18 protein-coding genes are annotated in these 20686 nt (G+C 47.8%); 12 read left to right on the plus strand and 6 right to left on the minus strand.

The genetic code is table 11. The annotated features are described in order from the left end of the window. The first annotated feature begins 146 nt into the window (after positions 1–146). Complete coding sequence (locus ACM6JA_RS27605; RefSeq protein WP_414854965.1) at positions 147–716, plus strand: FAD-dependent oxidoreductase; 570 nt, start codon at positions 147–149, stop codon at positions 714–716. A 14-nt stretch (positions 717–730) separates the two neighbouring features. Continuing rightward, positions 731–1612, plus strand: coding sequence for a pirin family protein (locus tag ACM6JA_RS27610; RefSeq protein ID WP_414854966.1), 882 nt, complete (start codon positions 731–733; stop codon positions 1610–1612). Here ACM6JA_RS27610 and ACM6JA_RS27615 read toward each other — a convergent pair. The 3 genes from ACM6JA_RS27615 to ACM6JA_RS27625 form a co-directional block, all read right to left on the minus strand. Beyond that, a complete protein-coding gene (locus ACM6JA_RS27615; protein WP_414854967.1) occupies positions 1609–2298 on the minus strand; it encodes a class I SAM-dependent methyltransferase in 690 nt (229 codons plus the stop codon). The two genes, ACM6JA_RS27610 and ACM6JA_RS27615, sit on opposite strands and share 4 nt — an antisense overlap. Positions 2299–2428: 130 nt before the next feature. After that, a complete protein-coding gene (locus ACM6JA_RS27620) occupies positions 2429–3154 on the minus strand; it encodes a hypothetical protein (RefSeq protein ID WP_414854968.1) in 726 nt (241 codons plus the stop codon). Between the two features lie 13 nt (positions 3155–3167). Beyond that, positions 3168–3797 carry a YczE/YyaS/YitT family protein gene (locus ACM6JA_RS27625; protein WP_414854969.1) on the minus strand — a complete coding sequence of 210 codons (630 nt, stop codon included), beginning with the start codon at positions 3795–3797 and terminating at the stop codon, positions 3168–3170. 121 nt (positions 3798–3918) lie between these two features. Between ACM6JA_RS27625 and ACM6JA_RS27630 the strand changes: the two genes are divergently transcribed. The 3 genes from ACM6JA_RS27630 to ACM6JA_RS27640 all read left to right on the plus strand — a co-directional run bounded on the left by ACM6JA_RS27630 (position 3919) and on the right by ACM6JA_RS27640 (position 6467). Continuing rightward, the gene (locus ACM6JA_RS27630) at positions 3919–4902 is read left to right on the plus strand and encodes a LacI family DNA-binding transcriptional regulator (protein WP_414854970.1); all 984 of its coding nucleotides are present in this window, start codon (positions 3919–3921) and stop codon (positions 4900–4902) included. Between the two features lie 83 nt (positions 4903–4985). Further along, the gene (locus ACM6JA_RS27635; protein WP_414854971.1) at positions 4986–5855 is read left to right on the plus strand and encodes an AraC family transcriptional regulator; all 870 of its coding nucleotides are present in this window, start codon (positions 4986–4988) and stop codon (positions 5853–5855) included. A 117-nt stretch (positions 5856–5972) separates the two neighbouring features. Then, a complete protein-coding gene (locus ACM6JA_RS27640; RefSeq protein WP_035291419.1) occupies positions 5973–6467 on the plus strand; it encodes a GNAT family N-acetyltransferase in 495 nt (164 codons plus the stop codon). A gap of 313 nt (positions 6468–6780) precedes the next feature. On the opposite strand, the gene ACM6JA_RS27645 is transcribed toward ACM6JA_RS27640, so the two are convergent. Next, positions 6781–8877, minus strand: coding sequence for a sigma-54 interaction domain-containing protein (locus ACM6JA_RS27645; protein ID WP_414854972.1), 2097 nt, complete (start codon positions 8875–8877; stop codon positions 6781–6783). A 218-nt stretch (positions 8878–9095) separates the two neighbouring features. Here ACM6JA_RS27645 and ACM6JA_RS27650 point away from each other — a divergent pair, with 218 nt between their 5' ends. Beyond that, the gene (locus ACM6JA_RS27650) at positions 9096–10229 is read left to right on the plus strand and encodes a M20 peptidase aminoacylase family protein (protein WP_414854973.1); all 1134 of its coding nucleotides are present in this window, start codon (positions 9096–9098) and stop codon (positions 10227–10229) included. Positions 10230–10258: 29 nt separating this feature from the next. Next, a complete protein-coding gene (locus ACM6JA_RS27655) occupies positions 10259–11671 on the plus strand; it encodes a YfcC family protein (protein WP_414854974.1) in 1413 nt (470 codons plus the stop codon). A 178-nt stretch (positions 11672–11849) separates the two neighbouring features. On the opposite strand, the gene ACM6JA_RS27660 is transcribed toward ACM6JA_RS27655, so the two are convergent. Beyond that, positions 11850–13208 carry a TrkH family potassium uptake protein gene (locus ACM6JA_RS27660; RefSeq protein ID WP_414854975.1) on the minus strand — a complete coding sequence of 453 codons (1359 nt, stop codon included), beginning with the start codon at positions 13206–13208 and terminating at the stop codon, positions 11850–11852. Between the two features lie 399 nt (positions 13209–13607). Between ACM6JA_RS27660 and ACM6JA_RS27665 the strand changes: the two genes are divergently transcribed. From ACM6JA_RS27665 to ACM6JA_RS27685, 5 genes are all read left to right on the plus strand, one after another. Continuing rightward, complete coding sequence (locus ACM6JA_RS27665) at positions 13608–15359, plus strand: ABC transporter ATP-binding protein (RefSeq protein WP_414854976.1); 1752 nt, start codon at positions 13608–13610, stop codon at positions 15357–15359. Positions 15360–15363: 4 nt separating this feature from the next. Beyond that, positions 15364–17421, plus strand: coding sequence for an ABC transporter ATP-binding protein (locus ACM6JA_RS27670; RefSeq protein ID WP_414854977.1), 2058 nt, complete (start codon positions 15364–15366; stop codon positions 17419–17421). A gap of 66 nt (positions 17422–17487) precedes the next feature. Beyond that, positions 17488–17814: a DUF1904 family protein gene (locus tag ACM6JA_RS27675; RefSeq protein WP_016740630.1), complete on the plus strand. Its 327-nt coding sequence runs from the start codon at positions 17488–17490 to the stop codon at positions 17812–17814. Between the two features lie 250 nt (positions 17815–18064). Further along, entirely contained in the window at positions 18065–18637 is a 573-nt protein-coding gene (locus tag ACM6JA_RS27680; RefSeq protein ID WP_414854978.1) for an RNA polymerase sigma factor, read from the plus strand. Beyond that, on the plus strand, positions 18618–19610 hold the full coding sequence (locus tag ACM6JA_RS27685) for a hypothetical protein (protein ID WP_414854979.1): 993 nt from the start codon (positions 18618–18620) through the stop codon (positions 19608–19610). The genes ACM6JA_RS27680 and ACM6JA_RS27685 overlap by 20 nt, the downstream gene beginning before the upstream one ends. A gap of 60 nt (positions 19611–19670) precedes the next feature. Here ACM6JA_RS27685 and ACM6JA_RS27690 read toward each other — a convergent pair whose 3' ends face one another. Then, positions 19671–20597, minus strand: a complete 927-nt coding sequence (locus ACM6JA_RS27690) for a DMT family transporter (RefSeq protein ID WP_414854980.1) — start codon at positions 20595–20597, stop codon at positions 19671–19673. Between the last annotated feature and the right edge of the window lie 89 nt (positions 20598–20686).

A 20686-nucleotide genomic window follows, 5' to 3' on the forward strand; every position in this document is an offset into this window, starting at 1 on the left:
CGGTTCTAATATCTCTAATTTGAGATATAAGAGAGGGGCGCTTTCTACGGATTATTGGTAATGATGGGGTAATAATACGAGAGTAGCCAGTGTCTGGCTGGCAGAAGGAATCGTCATTTTTTCGAAGAGGAAAGGGGTACATCATTATGTACGATATCGTCATTATTGGAGCAGGACCTGCTGGATCAAGCGCGGCACTTTTTGCAGCAAAATCAGGCAAGAAAACGTTGCTTGTGGACAATGACAAGAGCGTAACAAAGCGGGCATTATTTTGGAATTACCTTGGCGTAATGGAAATGACAGGACCTGAGCTTGTGGAAACGGGGAAACAGCAGGCGGTCAAGTTTGGAGCAGAATTGGTGCAAGACAAAGTAACGAACATTGTGAAAAAGGAAAATGGCTTTGTCATTGAGACAGAGGACAAAGGGCAGTTTGAAGCCAATCAGATCATCCTGACGACGGGGATGCTGGTGGACTTGGCGGGACAATTGGGAATTGAAACAAAGCCAGGGACCGAACCTCGTGTCAAAACGGTTATTTCGGTAGATAACAGCGGTAAGACGAGCATGGAAGGCGTTTGGGCCGCAGGTGTTTGTGCTGGAGCCGGCTTCCATGCCATTATTACTGCCGGAGACGGTGCCAAAGTAGCGGTCAATGTCATTAGTGAGCTGAACGGTGAAAGATATATCGACCATGATGTACTGCCAGCAAAGTAAAGGGGTCCTGAACAATGACAGTCTTTCGTAAAATCGAGGGGGTTTACAAGGGAGCCCCCTTCCATATGGTCGGTGACGGTTTTCGCGTCTCCAACTACTTTCCGTCGGGAAATCGGTTTGGGCAACGACTTAGCCCCTTTATCTTGATGGATTACAACGCGCCCTTTGTATTTCCTCCCAGTGAGCAGGTCAGAGGCGTAGGAGCGCATCCCCATCGCGGATTTGAGACCGTCACCATTGCTTATGAGGGGTCCATTGAGCATCATGACAATCAAGGGAACCATGGCATCATTGGGCCAGGAGACGTACAGTGGATGACGGCAGGCTCGGGACTTTTACACAAGGAATATCATGAACGAGAGTTTGCCAAGCGCGGCGGACTGTTTCAAATGATTCAGCTCTGGGTGAACCTTCCCCGTGCAAACAAGATGCATTCCCCGAGATATCAGGAGCTGCTGTCTTCCCAAATGGGAAGAAGCGATTTACCCGATGGTGGTGGGAGCGTTCGCGTCATTGCTGGAGAATTCAACGGCATAAAGGGGCCAGCGCAAACATTTACGCCGATCCATTTGTTCGATATCGAGCTCAAAGTAGGTGGAAAAGCACAATGTAGCCTGCCAACGTCCTTTAATACCGCTGCTCTGATATTGCGAGGATCAGCCCGAATCAACGAAAGTCAGGTAGTCCATGAAGGGGATTTTGTCTTGTTTGAAAATGTTCCCGGTGAGATTCAGATAGAAGGACAAGAAGACCATACAATCATTCTTGTGCTCAGCGGGGAACCAATCGACGAGCCGATTGTCATGCATGGTCCATTTGTTATGAATAGCCCGGAGGAAATCGCTGAGGCCTTTAACGACTATCAGATGGGCAAGATGGGAAATCCAAATTTTTAGTGGAGTTTCAGCCACCATACTCCCGCGCATTCCGGCAATGTCACCAGTTTTTCCCGAGCGACTCTGTCTGCAAGCTCCTCTCCAAAGAAAAACCGTGAAAGCTGTTCTGCTTCCGCTATGTCTTTAAACTGATAGTCCAAGCGAATCCATTTGTGAGAGAAGCCGTATTTGTTTTCTAACAAAGAATAGTACTGTGTAAGAAATTCGGGTGGGTGCGGTGTTTCATATCCGGTCCCCATTGTCTCCATGATGACGATCGTGCCACCAGGACGAAGCACGCGTTTCATCTCTTGGATGATCTTTTCAAGATTGCGCTCGTTGTTGGGAACTTCTGAACTGGTGAGGTAACAAACCGTCCACCCCGCTACAATGACATCCGCGCTATTAGTGTCTGCGGGAAGTTCTCGATGATCCGCTACGTTGGTTTTCCAATTGGAAAGACCGGCTTGCGTCAGTTGTTGTGCATTCACTTCTAGCATGGCAGCGGAAGCATCGAGAGCCAGAATGGACTTGGCATGAGGGGCGAGCACAGACGTAAGTCTTCCTGAGCCAGCTCCCAGATCGATCACGTCCTGTCCTTTGATAGGGGTGATTTCTTCGATGGCAGCGAGCAGACTTGGTTGTCTGGAAATCATCAGATCGTACTGTTCCGCTTGATTTTTATAAATTTGTTCGTGGTTTGGCATCGTTCACCCTCCAGTTACTTGATCGTACTGGAAAATATCGTAAAGCTTTACGCCGCGTGAAGGTCAAGAGATAGAAAAAAGGATTCCGCCTAGCAGTCTTATGAGCTACAGGGGAATCCTTCTTTTTCATTTAGGAACGGACAGAAATGAAATCCTTCGCCAGCGCTACCATCTGATCATGAAGGGTAGGGTCCAGCTGATTGCTTCCAGTGTGGTACGCGAGATGATACAAAATTCCCTGATCAAAGAACTCCATCTCATGGGCGTTTGTGACGGTCAGATTTACTTCCTGATTTTTATCATCGTACTTGTAAAAGTTATACACATAAGAGCTGTTCGTTGTGATGATATGATGATAGAAAGTGATATCGTCGGTCAGTTGTTCAACGCGCATGACGTTCCCAAACGAGTCAAGTCCTGAAGCAGATGGCTTCACGTGGGCCAATGGGTTTTCATCTGTCTCTGTCATACGTACGATGAAGAAGTTTTCCGCAATAGGGACTTCGTTACCCTGCGCGTATGTCAGTTGTAGCTGGTGTCGTGTTACTTTTTCCAAGCCTGAGGAGAATGAGACGAGATAGGCCATCTCTTTTTCGACAGGAAAAGGTAGCTTCGTTTTATCCACTAGCTTGATTTTGCTTTGGAGAGACGAAGGCAATAGCGGTGTCATTTCCTGAATACTCATAGGCCGGTAATGCCTCACGTTTTCAGGATCTTGGGTCAGTCTGTGAATTTCGCTCTGGGCAAAAACATCTCCGCTAGCCTTTACGAGACCAGTGGAAGAGGAGCAACCGACAAGCAATAGAAACAGGCTCACTGCAAGGGAACACACAACTTTTGGTCGAAAATTTCTCAAGGCTTTCCTCCTCTTATGCCTCCGCCCCCTTCGTTTGATTGACGAGACGAAGCATCTTATTCCCGACGTTAATAGCTGCTTGAATAATGTAGCCTGTCGTAAAAGATAGCACGACTGTTCCGTAATAAATCGGGCCATCTAACAGGAAACTTGCGCTAAGAAACATGCACGCCAGCAAAATTTCTGTCCGTCTGAATGTCCACTTTAATCTTTTCGACATAACCAGTACAAATGCCTCTTGGGGAGCTGTGCACACTTGGGTACACACATACAACCCGATACCGCTGCCGATGCAAATGTTTCCGAGTGCCATGGTCAGAAGCGGCGGCAATGAACGGATAGCAGCCATGAGCGCATCAATGGACCCGATCAAATCGACAAAGATGGAGATCAGCATCATGACCAAAATGGCACCGACAGTAATATAACTGCGATCCATGAAAAGGACGATGATGACAAAGGTCAGGTTAATGGCAAACATCCAGAAGCCAATCGATATCCCGAAGTTTTGATACAGGGCAATAAACAGAGAATCATACGGGCTAAGACCAAAGGATGTAATGGTCGTCATCATGTTGATCCCGAGAGCCAAAATCAATAAGCCTGCGATAAACAAGAGATATTCAAATTTTAAGCGAATCACAAAACACGACTCCTTTCATTCTACATAAGGAGAGCATAATGTGTGGAACGCTTTTCAGAGCAAGCGGAATGTGCTTTGATGTATGTAATAATAACTGATCCGACTTAGAGGAGTAATCTGAGTGGCTAACATAAGAGAAATCGCGAAATTGGCAGGTGTATCCGTTTCAACCGTTTCCCGTGTGCTTAACAACCATCCGTACGTGAACGAGAAAAAACGCGCGGAGATTCTCAAGATTATTGAAGAACAAAACTATGTTCAAAACAGTAATGCGGTCCACCTCTCTACGGGAAAAACGATGGTCATCGGTGTGACATTGCCTCTCGTCAACAACCAATACTACAGCTCCATTATCGAAGGCATTGCAGCAGAAGCAGTCCAGCATCATTACAAGCTGATGGTGTGCCAAACAAATAACAACCCCGAGCAAGAACGCAGTGTCTTACACTTGCTCAAAAATAAAAAAATCGACGGGCTAATCATGTGCTCCAGGTCCAGCTCTTGCGAAACGCTGAATGAATATGCAGGATACGGACCTATCATCACGTGTGAAGCAAATGATACTACCTCTGTTTCGAGTGTTCATATCGACCACTATCAAACGTTTCTGATCGGGATGGAGTATCTGATGAAGAAGGGGTATCGCCGGATCGGGTATTGCATCGGCAGAAAAAACAGCTTTAACAGTCAGCATCGCAAACGTGCCTATTACGAAAAGCTGCGTTCGATTGACGTAACACCCTCTGCTGAGTGGTCGTTTGAAGAGTGTTTAACGATCCAAGACGGCAAGGATGTCGTGGGGAAATTGCTGCAAACAGAAGAGCGGCCGACAGCAATGATCGTATCGTGCAATCATATAGCGGCAGGGATCATCAAAGAAGCGAGCAGGTTGGGGATTCGCGTACCGGAAGACTTGGCCGTAGTCGGTTGCGATGATCAGCCAATCGGAGAACTGCTAGAGATCACCACTGTATCCAGCTCCAGTACGTTGATGGGAAAATACGCATTTGAGATGCTGCATGAGCGGATTTGGACACAGCAGCTGGATGGGAAAAAGGAAGAGAAGGAACTGTCGCCCGTATTGGTAGAGCGACTGACGACGTAACGCTTGAAAGATAGCACAGTTGATCAAAAAAATGCCAGTGATCTCCCGCATACTAAAGAAAAAATAGGTGAAGGAAGTCAAAGATGGACACGTACAAGCGGATTCAGGACGCGATTGATTTTGTGGAAGAGCATCTTCAGGAAGAAATGAACATCACAGAAATTGCTTCCAGGGCGCATTTCTCTGCGTTTCATTTTCAACGGCTGTTTCAGGCAATCTCAGGCTTCAGCGTACAGGAGTACATTCGTAAGCGCAGACTGTCGGAAGCTGCACTTGCGCTAAAACAGACAAGTGACAATGTACTCGAAATTGCGGTGGCCTATCAATACCAGTCGCAGGAAGCATTGACACGCGCTTTTGAGAAGCAATTCGGGATTACACCTGGAAGGTATCGTCGGGAAAATCATTCGCTGCCTTATCTCGCCAAGATGGACTTCTTGGCCTTTCGCCAAACGATCAAAGGAGAGATCACGATGAATAAACCAACCATCGCGACATTGGATGACATTTGTATCATTGGCCGCAGGTTCCGGACGAACTTACAGGATGAGCAGCATTTTAAAGACATTCCGGGCTTCTATTATGAATTTGGACGTAATCAAGACTATTTGCGGATTCCGAATAAAGCGGCGGAAGATATGTCGTACGGAATCGCCTGCGAATTTGAAGATGACGGAAGCTTTTCTTTTGTGATCGGGGAGGCTGTGAATCTTGTTCCTAATGAATTGCCTGAAGGTTTTATCTCACTCGTCTTGCCTGGCGGAAAATACGCGGAATTCAAAGTGACGGGTGACGCCGACCTTGTGCAAAACACTCGTCGCTACATTTACGGAACATGGTTGCCTCAATCGAATTATGAGAGAGGCGAGGGACCGGATTTTGAAGTGACAGACGTGAGGGGATCGAGCTTTCCTGTGGCGATGAAAATATCTATATACATCCCGCTTCTATAGACAATTGTTCAGCCGGACGCAATGAATTTTACAGTACTTTCACAAGCCATCCATTCTAGCTTTATACCCGTTTGCTACAGTGTAAATGTAAGAGCGAATGTACAGGAGGCGGGTAGGGTGGAAGTGCAGATTGAGCGCGTCGTAAGAGATGATTTTGCGGAAATGATCACGTTGGCGGATATGACATTACCCGATCGAATGAACTTGCATGAGCTGAAAAAGTATATGGAGCTGTTTCCTGAGCTGATTTTCAAGGCGACCTATAACGGCCAGCTCATTGGTTTTAGCTGCGCCGGAATTGATATGTATCAGACGACCGGCTGGCTTCTGTTCAGCAATGTGAGCAAGGAGTTTCAAGGTCAAGGCATCGGTAAGCGGCTAATCGAAGCCAGACTGCAAGCCCTGCGCCAGTTCCCGACACTTCGCACCGTGCAGGTTACGGTGAGTGAAACGAACGCATCTTCTATTCGCGCGCTGTCTGCCTATGGCTTCCGTCTGGCTCATGCAGAGCAGGATTACTACGGGCCGGGTAAGCATCGGAATTTGATGGAGCTGCCTATTTTGCCTATCATTCAACCAGAAAAAATAGAGTCGTCCATCGTGACTACTTAGGTGGATTCATGAAAAAAGCGGAGGAGCTAAAACCTTGCCGCTTTTTTTATATGCTGTATCGATGCTGTAGTGGAAGGAAGAAGTGCATTTCCAGTCTACGCTTCGGCCTACGCCCCGCAAGGTGATTGACTGGCCGCTCCGAAATGAATAGCGGGAGCGCTTCAAACCAGAAAATGCGAAAGCGTTTTTGTATGTAATAAAAGCTGAAATTCCCCGCTATTCATTTCTACGCTGGGGCGGGCTCCAGAGGCGCTTGGACTGGAAAACATGTGGCATTACTTCGGGCTCCACAATAGTTGGAAGACAACAGTGATTACCCCTTCGTTGCAATCAGCAAAGCCTCCAACACCTGCTGCCCAAACGCAGTAATCTGCGTCCCTTGCTTCTTGACCCCAATCGAGACACATCCAGCGCGGTCCAGCACGGTCAGCTTGTGCCTGATTTGGGCTTCAGTCATGGAGGGACTCTCCATTCTCGTGAGCAGGGCACTGCGTCCAATACGCTCCTGACGCTTGTAGCAATCGGACAGTACTTGCAGGATCGCTGCGTAATCTTCCGAGGAACCTTGCCTGGACAAATACCGGATTGTATCTTCCAACGTATCATCCCGGTGAGAGAGAAGTGGCGGAGTAGAGACACGCCCCGCAAAAAAACGCTCCGGCAAATGAGCCAGCTCCACCTGATTCCCCTCTGCGATGACGACTGCATAGTGAATGAAATTTTCCAGTTCGCGAATATTGCCTGGCCAATCGTAACGGAGTAGCTGTTCCGTCACTTCTCGTGAGAAGGACAGACGCTGCTTTTTTTTCTGCAAGAAATAATCAATCAGCACCAAGATATCATCTGGACGATCACGCAGGGGCTGGATGTGCAACGGCAGGACGTTCAGCCTGTAGTACAAATCCTCGCGAAATGTCCCATTTTTGACCATTTCCATCAGGTTGCAATTGGTAGCGGCGATGACGCGGACATTGACTGGAATGACGCGATAGCCCCCTACGCGCATGACCTGCTTTTCCTGGAGAACACGAAGCAGTGACGCCTGGATGCTAAGCGGGGCATCCCCAATCTCGTCCAGAAAAATGGTCCCGTTGTGAGCCAACTCGAATAGCCCCATCTTTCCGCCTTTTCGTGCTCCGGTAAAAGAACCTTCCTCGTACCCGAATAATTCGCTCTCTACCAAGCTCTCGGTCAGCCCTGCAAAATTGACGGGGACGAACGGACCGTCACGGCGCGTCGAGTGTTGATGGATGGCTTGGGCAAAAACTTCCTTCCCGGTTCCGTTTTCCCCTGTGATGAGAATCGTAAAGTCACTTTCGGCCAGCTTGGTCGCCACTCGCTTGTTGGCCTGAATAGACGGGCTTTTGCCGATAATATTGTCAAACGAATACTTGGTCATCAGTCCGAGATTGGCACTCTTCGTCCGTATTTCCTGTTCGATCTGCTGTACCTTCGTCACGTCCTGAAAGGTAATGACCGCGCCTAGAAACAGATCATCCAAGAACGTGGGAATCTTGGTCACCAAGAGGTACAAATCGCGGAATTCCAATACCTGCTTCGTTACTTCCGTGTGTGACTCTACTACTTCCAGAATAAGAAATTCGGGAATGACCTCCGCTACATTTCGCCCGATGCAAGTGGTTTCAGTCATATGCAAAATTTTCTCGGCTTCTTTGTTCAGTACAGTGATATTCCCTGTGGCATCTGTGCCAATGATGCCTTCATGGACGGCATTTAAAATGGAGCTCAGCTTTTCATTTAGCTTCCGTTCATTGTGTACCGAGTTTGTCAGCTTGCGCCCGATATGGACGAAATCACTGATGAAATCAGCCGTGTACAGGTTTGCCTTATCCGGAGACAGATCAAGCAGACGCGAAATATCAAAGATCGTCGTCAAATCCAAAGGTCGGTGGCCCAACTCAATGACGTTTTCAAAATGAGCAGGAATCAGCTCCCTGAGCCCATGACAGACAGCGACATCTATTTGATCTTTTTCAGGAAGCGGAGTCTCGGTATCGGGTACATACGGCACAAATGTCAGATGAGAGAATCCGAGATGAAACAATAGCTCAATCGCGCCTTCTACCATTTCGATGGAGTTGGAAACAAATAGACAGCGCGTTCCTGGCGGCAAGTCCATGAGTTGATCCAATTTGTTAATGTCAATCGTGCGCCTTGCTAGCAGTACGGGGATGTCTGACGGAGGAACTGGCTGATCGTGCAAGAGACTCATATCCGAAACGAGGATGAGATCAACTTCATCGTATACACTCGGGTGAAGCCGTTCTTGCATATGGTTTCGAATGATGTCCAAGCGGTTGCCGAAAAAAGACGTGAGCGTGTTTGCAAATAGCAGGCTGATCGTCTCCAGCCGGGTCATCAACAATATGCATGGGTTCTGTTTTATCATGATGCGACTCCTTTATATCTGCCGAATAGCTTTTAGATTTGGGTGGAAATATTGGATCGGATATCTGTAAAAAACAACCTATATTATAACCTAAAAATCTGAAATTGTTCAGAAATGCTTAACTTTTATAACAATATAGTTTTGGCACAAATCTTGCTGTACATCCGGTAGAGCCAAAAGAGATACTAGAGAAGACATCAAGGAGGATGATGTATCGGATGAATCCGTTCTTATACATGGACGAGCATCGCGACGAAATAGTGCGAACATACAAAGATTTGCATCAATTGGCGGAGCCGAGCTGGCACGAGGAGAAAACGGCAAGATATTTGCGGGAACGCTTGGAGGCGGCTGGTATTGCCGTCACACGCTTCGAGGGGCACCACGGCTTTTATGCAGAGATTCCTGGAGAGAGTGCTGAAATCGTGGCTTTGCGCGCGGATATGGATGCACTCGTGCAGGAAGTAGACGGCGTGGTGAGACCGAATCATTCATGCGGACACGATGCTCACTCGACACTGGCTCTCTACAGCGCCCTTTCTATTCAAGCAAGCGGAGTGGTACCGCCGAAAACGATGCGCTTTCTTTTCCAGCCTGCTGAGGAGAAGATGGGCGGAGCCCTGCAGATGATGAAGGATGGAGCCCTGGAAGGCGTGACAAAGCTGATCGGCGTTCACCTGCGACCGGAAATGGAAGTGCCGTATGGTAGCGCTGCTCCGGCGATTTTGCATGGATCGTCTAGCTCCGTCAGAGGGACGATTACAGGTCTGCAAGCACACGGAGCACGTCCGGCGCTCGGTAAAAATGTCATCGAAGCCGCTTCGTTTTTGGTTATTGCGTTGCAAAACATTCGTCTGCAAGACGGATGCTCTTTTTCCGTGAAGATGACCCAATTGCAAGCAGGGGGAGAAACAGTGAATGTCATCCCTGATCGCGCGACCTTTAGCCTTGATGTACGTGCCCAGTCCAATGAAGGCATGGCAGAATTGCGGAGAAAGACCGAGTATGCCATGAGTCAGACAGGGGCTTTGATGGGCATGGATGTAGAGTGGGAATGGTCGGGAGTCACACCGGCTGCGGTCGCCAATGCGAGCATGATCCACGTAGTCAAAAAGGCAATTGGGCAAATATTGGGTGAGGACAAAATTGCCGATATATGCGTGACACCAGGCGGAGAGGACTTCCATTTTTACGCGATTCACCGCCCTGAGCTGGCTACCACGATGATTGGTCTGGGATGTGGGCTCACACCTGTTCTGCATCATCCACAGATGACCTTTCAGACGGATGCCTTGATTTATGGGGCAAAAATCATGACAGCTGCGATTTATGAAGCAGCCCAACATTCTTAGAGAGCGCTACACACGCAGGGGGTTACCTTATGACAGAGAGCAAGCAACTAAAAAAGAAAAGCTTATTTCGGCTAGACGCCTACGTCCTTTTGTTTTGCATCTTACTTCTATGTGCTTTGGCTACCTATGTGGTCCCGACAGGAGAATTTGAACGTGTAAAAAACGGCAATGTGACGACGGTTGTCCCGGGCAGCTATCATGCGGTAGAGCCGAATCCTACGGGCTTTATCGAGTTTTTTACCGCGATCCAGACAGGGATGGTCAAAGGCGCGCCGATCATCTTCCTCGTTTTGTTCACAGGCGGTGCTTTAGCTGTATTGGATAAGACAGGTGCACTCAACGCAGCGATTCTGACCATGGTCCGAAAATTAGGAAATAGGGAGTGGCTGCTGGTTATTTTGATCACTTCCGTCTTTTCCGTATTGGGTACGTTGGGTGTCATCGTCAACTCCGTCATTGCATTCGTTCCGCTTGGCATCATGATTGCGAGAGCGATGAAAATGGATGCGATCTTCGGTGTGGCTCTAATTTATCTGGGTGTGTATGCCGGATTCAATACGACAATTGCCTTTCCAGGAACGCTGGGCTTGTCCCAAGAAATTGCGGAGCTGCCGCTGTTTTCAGGTATCGGCTACCGCACCATCATTTATGTTACGTTTGTGATCGTAACCATTCTGTACATCGGGCGTTACGCACGGAAGGTTCGTCAAAACAAGAGTATCTTGGGGGACGAGCTCTTTCCTTCAGATAGTGGTTCAAACACGATGGAAGTAGACACGAAAAATGTTGATTTTACAACCCGTCACAAATTGATCTTGGCGTTTACGGGGATCGTTCTGATTGGTTTTATCATCTGCACGATCTTGTTCAAATGGGACGTAAACGAGATGTCCGGAATCTTTATTTTCATTGCGATCGGAGTAGGCTTGCTCAACAAGATGAGCGGCAACGATATCGCCAAAACGTTCTTAAAAGGCTGTCAGGGACTGATTTATGGGGCTCTGATTGTCGGTATGGCACGTGCGGTCACAGTCATTTTGGAAGATGGGAAGTTCCTTGATACCATCGTGTACGGACTTGCTACCATTCTGGAGCCGCTCTCACCGATGGCAGGGGCGATTGGGATGTTCCTCGGAAGCGCCGGGCTGCACTTCTTGATTTCGTCCGGTTCAGGTGAAGCTGTTATGCTGATGCCGTTGTTGGCTCCATTGGCTGACCTGATGGGCATTACGCGCCAGGTAGCAGTAGAGGCTCTGATGCTCGGAGAAGGTGTGGTCAATTGCATTAACCCGACCTCAGGTGTTCTGATGAGCATTTTGGCGATGAGTGGCATTTCCTACGGCAAGTGGCTGAAGTTCATGCTTCCGCTCACAGCGGTATGGACAGTTCTCTCCATCGTGTTTATCGTTATCGGGGTCCTGATTAACTGGGGCCCGTATTAATCCGACATTCGATGACAAGGAAGGCTTCGCCAACATGACTTGGCGGAGCTTTTTTTCATTATAATTCTTCACGGGCATAAACTGTGCAACGACACATTCTCTTGCGCTAAAAAACATGTGATTCTCTACACGAAAAAATCCCCCAACGGCTACATAGCTCTGGGGGATTTCCTTTCCTCTATTGACCAATGATGATGCGTTCTTTCGGATAATGGTAGCGTACGATTCGGTCATTGCGCTTCAAGAAGAGGAGCAAATTGATAATCCCGATACGTCCGATCATCATCGTAATAATCAGGATGAGCTTGCCGCCTATGCCCATCTGAGCTGTAATCCCGCTAGACAATCCGGTCGTACCGAAAGCAGAGCAGACTTCGAACAAGACGTACTGAAAAGGTAAATCCTCCAGCCAGACGAGCAGCATGACCGCTGTGAACACCAGGATGATCGCGATGAAAAAGACGATGAAGGAGCGCTGAATGTCCTCATCAACCAGTTCTCTTCCGAACACCTTTACTTCCTTGTAGCCACGCATGTTGGCAAAAACAGAGGCAATCAGGACGAAGAACGTCGTGGTCCGTATCCCCCCGCCCACGCTACTCGGAGAAGCGCCAATGAACATCATCCCGGAGAGCATGATGAGTGTCGCGGTCGACAAGAGGCTGATATCCATCGTAGCGAGACCGCCGCTTCGTGAAGAGACGGAGTGGAACAACGAATAAAACAGCATTTCATGCCAGGTCTTATCGGCCAAAAACTGATTTCGTTCAAAAACGAAAATGAGCAGGGCGCCAATGACGATCAAGGAAAAGAAAGTCAGTGTCGTAATCTTGGTGAAGAGAGAAAAGGTGAAACGCACTTTTGCACGCCGATAGGAAAAGTACGTTCTCAGCTCCACGAGTACGGGAAACCCGATCGCTCCACAAATAATCAAGATCATCACGATAGTCTGAAACACGTAATCGTGGGTAAAGTCGAGCATGGAGTTTCCGTGCAGGTCAAACCCGGCATTCGTAAAAGCGCTGACAGACGCAAAGTAGCCATGGTAGAACGCGGTGTACCAATCGTCGTAGTAGCCAGCGTAAATAAAATGACTGCCTAACAGGATGGTTCCCACCAGCTCGATCAAGAGCGCAATCACGAGGATATTGCGCATCAGGTCGACCAGACCGGACAACGTGGAGCGGTTGTGGTCTGTCGCGATCCAGATGCGCTGTTCCAGACCGATTTTTTGACCCATGAGGATCCAGATGAACGTTCCGAGTGTCATGATTCCGACCCCGCCAACCTGGAAGAGCAACGTAAGAAAGAGAATCCCCCACTGGTTGAAAACCTCATGAATCGTAATGACAGTTAGCCCGGTAACGCTGATGGCACTCGCCGCGGTAAACAAAGAGTCAATAAAAGAAAGGGAGACTCCCGGCAAGTGAAAAAACGGCATTGACAGAAGAAACGCTGAGATCAGGATGAGCCCAACGTAGGCGAACACGATGATTTGAACAGATGTCAATCGACGTTTTTGATTGGATGATAACAAAATAAATGGCCTCCTGAATAAGCTTCATGAGGATAATCATACCAAATAAATGAAGGGAAGCAAAAGCGCGGAAAAGATCAGTTGACAATGTATCCGCAAGAATGGTAAAGTTCAGAATGTATTTATTGGAAATTCAAAATATTAATGGAAAGGTGGGCTAGTCATGAAAAGAATTGTACGCATGGGTCATTCAAACAAGGGCATACATGACGTAACCCCACCATTGATACGAGCGTAGTATCGTTTTTTTGATCTCGTTAACATGGCGTAGGTTACATTTTTCGTAACTTGCGCCTTTTCTATTTTTGTTGATGAAAAGGCATGTTGCTCACGGGCGATATGTCTTTTTTGTCCCTAAAAAAGGTCACCCAGCCAGCTAAAGAGAGGGGAGAAACACGGATGTTCTCGGTTTTGGCAAAGCTTGATTGGTTTTTCAAGGAGCATTGGAAACGTTATACGGTCGCTATTCTGCTATTGATTCTGGGCGGCTTACTGGAGATTATCCCTCCAAAAATTATCGGGGTGGCTATTGATGAGATTCACCTGGGGACGCTGACTGGCGAGCGGCTGGTATCCATTTTGCTGTTTTTCGGTGTATTGTCTGTCGCGATTTATTGGGTCAATTTTATCTGGATTCGCAAGCTGTTTGGGGGAGCGTTTCTGGCGGAGCGGACTTTACGGTCGAAGCTCATGACGCATTTTTTGCAGATGACGCCAACGTTTTATCAGCGCAATCGTACCGGTGATCTGATGGCCCGAGCGACAAATGACCTCAAGGCTGTTTCGATGACGACAGGCTTCGGAATTTTGACGATGGTGGACTCGCTATCCTTTACAGGGGCGATTGTGCTGACGATGGGCTTTTTGATCAGTTGGAAGCTAACCTTAGCGGCGATCCTTCCATTACCGTTTATGGCCTACATCATCAAGCAATATGGGAAAAAAATTCACGAGCGTTTTTCTACCGCACAAACATCGTTCGGCGAGCTGAACGACCGCGTGCTGGAATCCGTGTCTGGGGTTCGCGTGATTCGAGCTTACGTACAGGAGATGGCGGATCAGGAGCGCTTTCGCCAAAAAACGCATGAAGTGTATCAAAAAAATATCGATGTGGCGAGAATCGATTCGTTGATTGAACCAACCGTCAAAATATTGGTTGGAATCAGTTATATGATCGGCTTGATCTATGGTGGCTACCTCGTGTTCCAAAGAGAACTGACCCTAGGAGAACTAGTCTCGTTCAACGTCTATCTCGGGATGCTGATTTGGCCGATGTTTGCGATTGGCGAATTGATTAATGTGATGCAAAGAGGAAGTGCCTCGCTGGATCGGGTCACTGAAACCTTGGCTTACGAGGCCGATGTGAAGGATCACGACAGACCGCTTCATGTGGCAGTACCAGAAGTTATTCGGTTTGATTCTGTGACATTCCGCTATCCAACTGCGCAGGTTGACCAACTAAGTAATGTCTCCTTTACTCTTGGTCGGGGTCAGACGCTAGGAATCGTCGGGCGTACGGGAAGCGGGAAATCCACACTGGTGCGACAGTTGCTTCGCGAATTTCCGGTAGGACGAGGAGCCATCAGTGTTTCGGGAGAGGCGCTAGAACAGATCAGTCTGGATAACATCAAGAGCTGGATCGGCTATGTACCACAAGAGCAGATTCTGTTCTCGAAGACAGTCCGCGAAAACATCTTGTTCGGGAACAACGAGGCGACGGAAGAAGAATTACAGGAAGTGTTGAAGCAGGCCGCATTCGCTCGGGATGTGCAGCTATTGCCCGAAGGCTTGCAAACGCTCGTTGGTGAAAAAGGCGTAGCCCTTTCAGGCGGGCAAAAACAACGGGTCTCGATTGCTCGGGCTCTTTTGGTCAATCCGGAAATCTTGATTCTCGATGATGCCATGTCAGCGGTGGATGGCAAAACCGAAGCGGAGATGATCTCGAATATTCGCCGGGAGCGTGCAGGCAAAACAACACTGATCACCACACATCGCTTATCGGCGGTCCAGCATGCAGATTGGATTCTCGTCATAGACGAAGGACGAATCGTCGAGGAAGGTACACATGCACAGCTATTGGAGTTGGGCGGATGGTATAAAGAACAATTCGAGAAACAGCAGATTGAAGCGACGCTGACAGAAAGCGGGTGAATGAATGACGACGGGGAAAAGGCTAGTCCACTATGCAGCGTTTTTTAAAAAGACGATCCTCTTGGCGGTATTGATGCTGTCCATCTCGGTTGGGGCAGAACTGACGGGGCCGTTTTTGGCGAAAAAAATGATCGATACGCACATCATGGGTATTGAATTCCCATGGTATGAGACGGCACAGCGTGAGGATTCCGTGCTATACAAAGGGAAGTATTACACCAGACAGGATCACTTGGCAGCAGGGGAGAGCACAGGTGGGGAAGTTCGTGTTCTGCAGGTGGGGCGCGACTATTATTTCTTGAATCAGGCGATTTCGTATGATGGTCAGCGCTCCATTGAGGATGGGAAGCTCGTCATTGTCAAAGGTACGGATCGAGAGGAGTACCAGGCCACTCTCTTAAGCAATCAGGAGATATTCGAATTTTTCCGGCCAGAGACTAGGGGCTTGCTCACACTGGCTGCTCTCTATTTCGGATTATTGGTAGTTGCCTCGCTTTTCCATTATGGACAAAAGTTCTTATGGCAAAAATCAGCGAATCAGGTGATCGAGAGACTGCGTAATGATGTGTTCGCGCATACTCAACGATTACCCATTCAATATTTCGATCATCTCCCTGCCGGGAAGGTGGTTGCTCGTGTCACAAACGATACGGAGGCAATCCGTGAGCTGTTTACGAATGTACTCGGCAACTTCATTACGAGCGGGATTTATTTAATCGGTATTTTCGCAGCGCTGTTCTTGCTTGATGTACGACTCGCGCTCGTTTGTCTGGTCATTTTGCCAATCATGGTCGTGTGGATTTACTTGTACCGCAAGTACGCTTCAGCATTCAACCATGTCATTCGGGCACGCATCAGTGACATCAACGGGATGATTAACGAGTCGATCCAAGGGATGCCGATCATTCAGGCGTTTCGCAGAGAAAAGGAGACGATGCGGGAATTTGGCGAACTGAACGAAGAGCTGTTCACCTACCAAAATAAAATGCTACGGCTCAATGCGACCGCTTCGTTTAACCTGGTTCAGTTCATCCGCAATATCGCGTTTGTTTTGTTCATCTGGTATTTCGGTGGTGCTTCCCTCGGGATAGGTACACTGCTCTCGCTTGGTGTCCTCTACGCATTCGTCGATTATCTCAATCGCTTGTTCCAGCCGATGACACAGATCGTCAACCAATTGGCGAACCTGGAGCAATCTCTCGTCGCGGCGTCGCGAGTGTTTGAACTGCTGGATGAAGAGGGCATTGACGTTGATCCTGCAAAAGTGCCTTGCTATCAAGGGAATGTTCGCTTTGACGATGTTTCTTTTGCCTACAAAGACGACCAATACGTTCTGAAAAACATTTCATTCGAAGCATGGCCTGGAGAGACAGTGGCACTGGTTGGTCACACGGGTTCGGGAAAAAGCTCGATTATCAATCTGTTACTCCGCTTCTATGATGTAAACAGTGGAGCGATTATGATTGATGGGCGTAATGTGCAGGCGTTTTCCAAACAGCAGCTTCGCCAGCATATGGCTATTGTTTTACAGGACCCGTTTTTGTTTACAGGAACGATTCGTTCCAATGTGAGTCTGGATGATCCGTCGATTTCACCGGAAAAAGTGGAGAAAGCCTTGTGCGATGTAGGGGCAGACCAACTGTTCCGCAGTCTCTCGCAAGGATTCGATGAACCTGTGATCGAGAAGGGCAGCACGCTTTCACTCGGGCAGCGTCAATTGATTTCGTTTGCGCGTGCACTCGCGTTTGACCCGGCTATCCTCATTCTGGATGAAGCGACTGCCAGCATCGACACGGAAACAGAGGGCATTATTCAAAATGCACTTGAGGTGTTGAAAAAAGGAAGAACGACCTTCATCATTGCTCATCGCCTGTCTACGATCAAAAACGCAGATCAAATTCTCGTACTGGATCGAGGCAGAATTGTAGAGCGAGGAAAGCATGAAGACTTAATGGAGAAGCAAGGCAGGTACTATCAGATGTATCAATTGCAGCAAGGGAACAAAGAAGCGCGGGTGCAAGAGGCAGTTGGAAAGCACGGAAGCGCCGCGGCTTTGACCTAGTTTTTTCTACTCTTTTTGCCTCTTGAACGGTAAGATAGAGCATATGGACAATCAGGAGGGATCATCATGCCACATCTTATCGTTCGAGGCATTCAAGCTGAACAAATGGCCACGATTAGCGAACCGCTTGCAGTGGAGCTCGCTGCACTATGCCAATGCGGCACGGATAATTTCACGATCGAATGCTTGCATACAACAGGCGTTTTTGGCGGGAAGATCGTGGAGTCGTTTCCTTTTATCGAAGTAGCATGGTTTGAGCGGGGGCAAGAAGTTCGTGACCAGTTTGCCCAGATTGTAACGAAGCATGTCTTAGCTCTTGGCATCCCAGAAGTGGAAATGGCATTTGTCGCTTATCAAAAAGAAAGCTATTATGCCAACGGAGAGCATTTCTAAAGAGAAGCCGACAGGTGCTGTCGATTTCCCGGGAAAGTATCAAGACATTCGACAAGAGTACGGACAAATAAATGAATACAAGCATGGAATAAGGGTGTTCCTTCCGTAAGCGCGAGATTTTTCGTACGCGACGGGTGGAGCACCCTTTTTTATTTGGAGCGAATTTTTACTCGTGTAACCAAAAATTTCTAAAATAGGTGTCACAAATGAAAGTTCTCAATTGTTATTCATAGTGAGAGGAGGGCAAACCGTGGAGAAAACAGAGATAGAGCGTCTGCTAATCGAAATAAAAGCAGGTTCTCTTGAGCAATACGAAATCATTATCGATCACTATCAACAACCGATCTTTACATACTGCTATCACATGCTCGGTCACCGTCAAGATGCAGAAGACGCTGTCCAGGAAGTCCTGTTTCGTGCCTACGAGCATCTTGACCAGTATACGTACTCGCTATCATTTTCCGCATGGCTGTACCGGATCGCTTACAATCATTGTGCGAATGTGCTAAAGCGCAGGAAATTAAGCCGCGCGTTGCCCTTTTTGTACAACCGGGATCAGGATGGACGCAACTATGTCGAGGAGAGCATTGACAGCAATTATTTTGGGGAGCCGATCGAACGCATCTGGAAACGACTGTCCGCCGAAGAACGTACACTCATTTTCCTGCGTGTGCTAGAGGAAAGAGAGTACGAGGAAATCGCAGAGCTGATGGACAAAAAGCCTGCTGCCCTGCGCAAGCAATTTGAACGCGTTTTGAAAAAGTGCAAACGTTATTTGCCAACGATGGGAGGGGTGGGCGCTAATGGACAAAATTCCGTTTAATCGTATGCAAGACATGCTGAGAGCGAAGCCGATCCCGAAAGTCGATGTCAAACATAAAGTCATGGCAGCAATTCGTGCCAAGGAAAACAAGGAGGAAAAAGTCGTGAAAAAGAAAATAGGTTTGCTGGTCACCGTAGGTATGCTGGTAGGAGCGTCTTCCGTATGGGCGGGGATGGAAATGATCCAGTTGAAAAATGAGAAGGGTGAAGTAGTGTATGAAGTTTCCCAGCAAACAGATCAGGAACAACAAAAAATGCTGGAGCGCCTTTCTCCTGAGGAACGAGCTAAACTAGATGCGTTAAAAAAAGAAAGCCAGCAGAGGAGCAAAATCATTACAGATATTCAGAATGGCTTGAAGCCGGGAACCACTGTCGCTATTTACACGGTGCCCACAAAAGAAGAGGAAGAAAGATACAAGGACATGATATTTGTTAAGGGCAAACATCCGAATGTTGATGTTGTCACGAAACCAGTTGAATACAAAGGGTGGAAGGAAATGGAGCCTCTTGTTGGGGAGATGTTTAGGTTACCAACCGAGCTCGAGGGAGGCCTCCCCTTTGATTATGGAGTGATACATTATGAGGATAGCGACAAGTACGATGTAGAAGGGATGAAGGCTGAAGCAATCAAAGACAACAAAAAATACATCGTAAAGGAAATACCAGCAAGCAACAAATTTGACAGAGCAAGTGTCTACTATAAGTCACAGAAAGGGAATGTAGAGGTAGAAGTAAGCCTGCTCGAGGACGATAGCAATGGTATGGGAACAAACGCCCAGAAGATTGAAAAAGTCATGGTAGGTGAGAATGAGGCAGTGCTTGCCATACATACCTTTAAGGATGGTAGTGCCTCTCAATGGATCTCATGGGTGAAAAACGGTACCAAGCTGCAATATATGGTCTCTGCTTCACAGGAAGTGGCATCCAAAGACGAGTTGATCAAAATCGCCGAGCAAATCAACGATATGAAATAACCATCTTCCAAATAGAGGAGTACCACAAAGCGCGAGTTTTGTGGTACTCCTTTTCTATCTCTAATTGCTTATGTCACTTAGCTTGTTTGCCTTTTTGCCTATCAACTGCTTCAAGCCATCCATATTAATCAAGATAATCCCGACAATAATCGTGATTCCCCCTACTAACGACAGGAGATAAAGCGGCTCATTGTACAGGATAACGCCCAAGCTTAAGGCAATCAACGGAGAGATATACAGCCACGTGGAGGGAAACACAGGGTTGGTCTTGGCAACGAGCCAATAGAAAATGGTGTGCCCCATCATGGAACCAACGACGATTAAGTACAGGAGCGAGAGGATCGCATTAGCCGTTAGCGTCGATTCGATATGCACTTGCTCGGTGAACAGAGATAAAACAAGCAGCATTGCTCCTCCATACATCATCTGTGCTGCATTCAAAGCAATGGGTGAGGTATCTTGAAACCGTTGGATGACGCGGCGGGAGTAAACAGCACCACCAGAATAAAAGATTTGACCGAGTATGACTGCTACACATCCAGCGAGCCAAAGGAAGCTGAATGAGATGGTTGTCGCACCGGGTAAAATCAGCAAGACGACACCGACAAATCCAACGAGACAACCAGCCCACGATATGGCGGATAGCTTTTGCCGAGAAATGCCTGTCTGAAGCAGCATGACCATGAGCGGTGCTGTTGCTGATAAAATCGCAGCGATTCCTGAGCTTATATGTTGCTCCGCCCAATACAAGGTGGCAAATGTCCCAAACGTTAAACCAATTCCGGTCAGAAACATCTCTTTATGGAGCAGCAGCGATAGACGCGTCTGTTTTTTCCAGAGCATGAATGAAAACAAAATCACACCTGCCAGAAAGAACCGAAGTCCAGCTGAGAAAAACGGCGGCGCTCCCGCATCAATCCCGACTTTGATTGCCAGAAAAGTCGTTCCGAATATCAAGCACATGATCACATAATTGAGCAGTACCATTATGATTCCTCCCTTTTCCTTATCATAAAGGGAAGGGAATAGAACAGATGAAATCGAATAGAACAGATCTGAGGGTCAATGATCTATCA

Source organism: Brevibacillus sp. IT-7CA2 (genome assembly GCF_949767855.1).
In the GTDB taxonomy this organism is placed as follows: Bacteria; Bacillota; Bacilli; order Brevibacillales; family Brevibacillaceae; genus Brevibacillus.

Excerpts from the sequence above, each read along its gene's own strand:
- ACM6JA_RS27685 (WP_414854979.1), top strand. The coding sequence starts at position 18,618 with ATGGACAAAATTCCGTTTAATCGTATGCAAGACATGCTGAGAGCGAAG.
- ACM6JA_RS27650 (WP_414854973.1), top strand. The coding sequence starts at position 9,096 with ATGAATCCGTTCTTATACATGGACGAGCATCGCGACGAAATAGTGCGA.
- ACM6JA_RS27635 (WP_414854971.1), top strand. The coding sequence starts at position 4,986 with ATGGACACGTACAAGCGGATTCAGGACGCGATTGATTTTGTGGAAGAG.
- ACM6JA_RS27675 (WP_016740630.1), top strand. The coding sequence starts at position 17,488 with ATGCCACATCTTATCGTTCGAGGCATTCAAGCTGAACAAATGGCCACG.
- ACM6JA_RS27690 (WP_414854980.1), bottom strand. The coding sequence starts at position 20,597 with ATGGTACTGCTCAATTATGTGATCATGTGCTTGATATTCGGAACGACT.
- ACM6JA_RS27670 (WP_414854977.1), top strand. The coding sequence starts at position 15,364 with ATGACGACGGGGAAAAGGCTAGTCCACTATGCAGCGTTTTTTAAAAAG.
- ACM6JA_RS27605 (WP_414854965.1), top strand. The coding sequence starts at position 147 with ATGTACGATATCGTCATTATTGGAGCAGGACCTGCTGGATCAAGCGCG.
- ACM6JA_RS27645 (WP_414854972.1), bottom strand. The coding sequence starts at position 8,877 with ATGATAAAACAGAACCCATGCATATTGTTGATGACCCGGCTGGAGACG.
- ACM6JA_RS27610 (WP_414854966.1), top strand. The coding sequence starts at position 731 with ATGACAGTCTTTCGTAAAATCGAGGGGGTTTACAAGGGAGCCCCCTTC.
- ACM6JA_RS27615 (WP_414854967.1), bottom strand. The coding sequence starts at position 2,298 with ATGCCAAACCACGAACAAATTTATAAAAATCAAGCGGAACAGTACGAT.
- ACM6JA_RS27665 (WP_414854976.1), top strand. The coding sequence starts at position 13,608 with ATGTTCTCGGTTTTGGCAAAGCTTGATTGGTTTTTCAAGGAGCATTGG.
- ACM6JA_RS27655 (WP_414854974.1), top strand. The coding sequence starts at position 10,259 with ATGACAGAGAGCAAGCAACTAAAAAAGAAAAGCTTATTTCGGCTAGAC.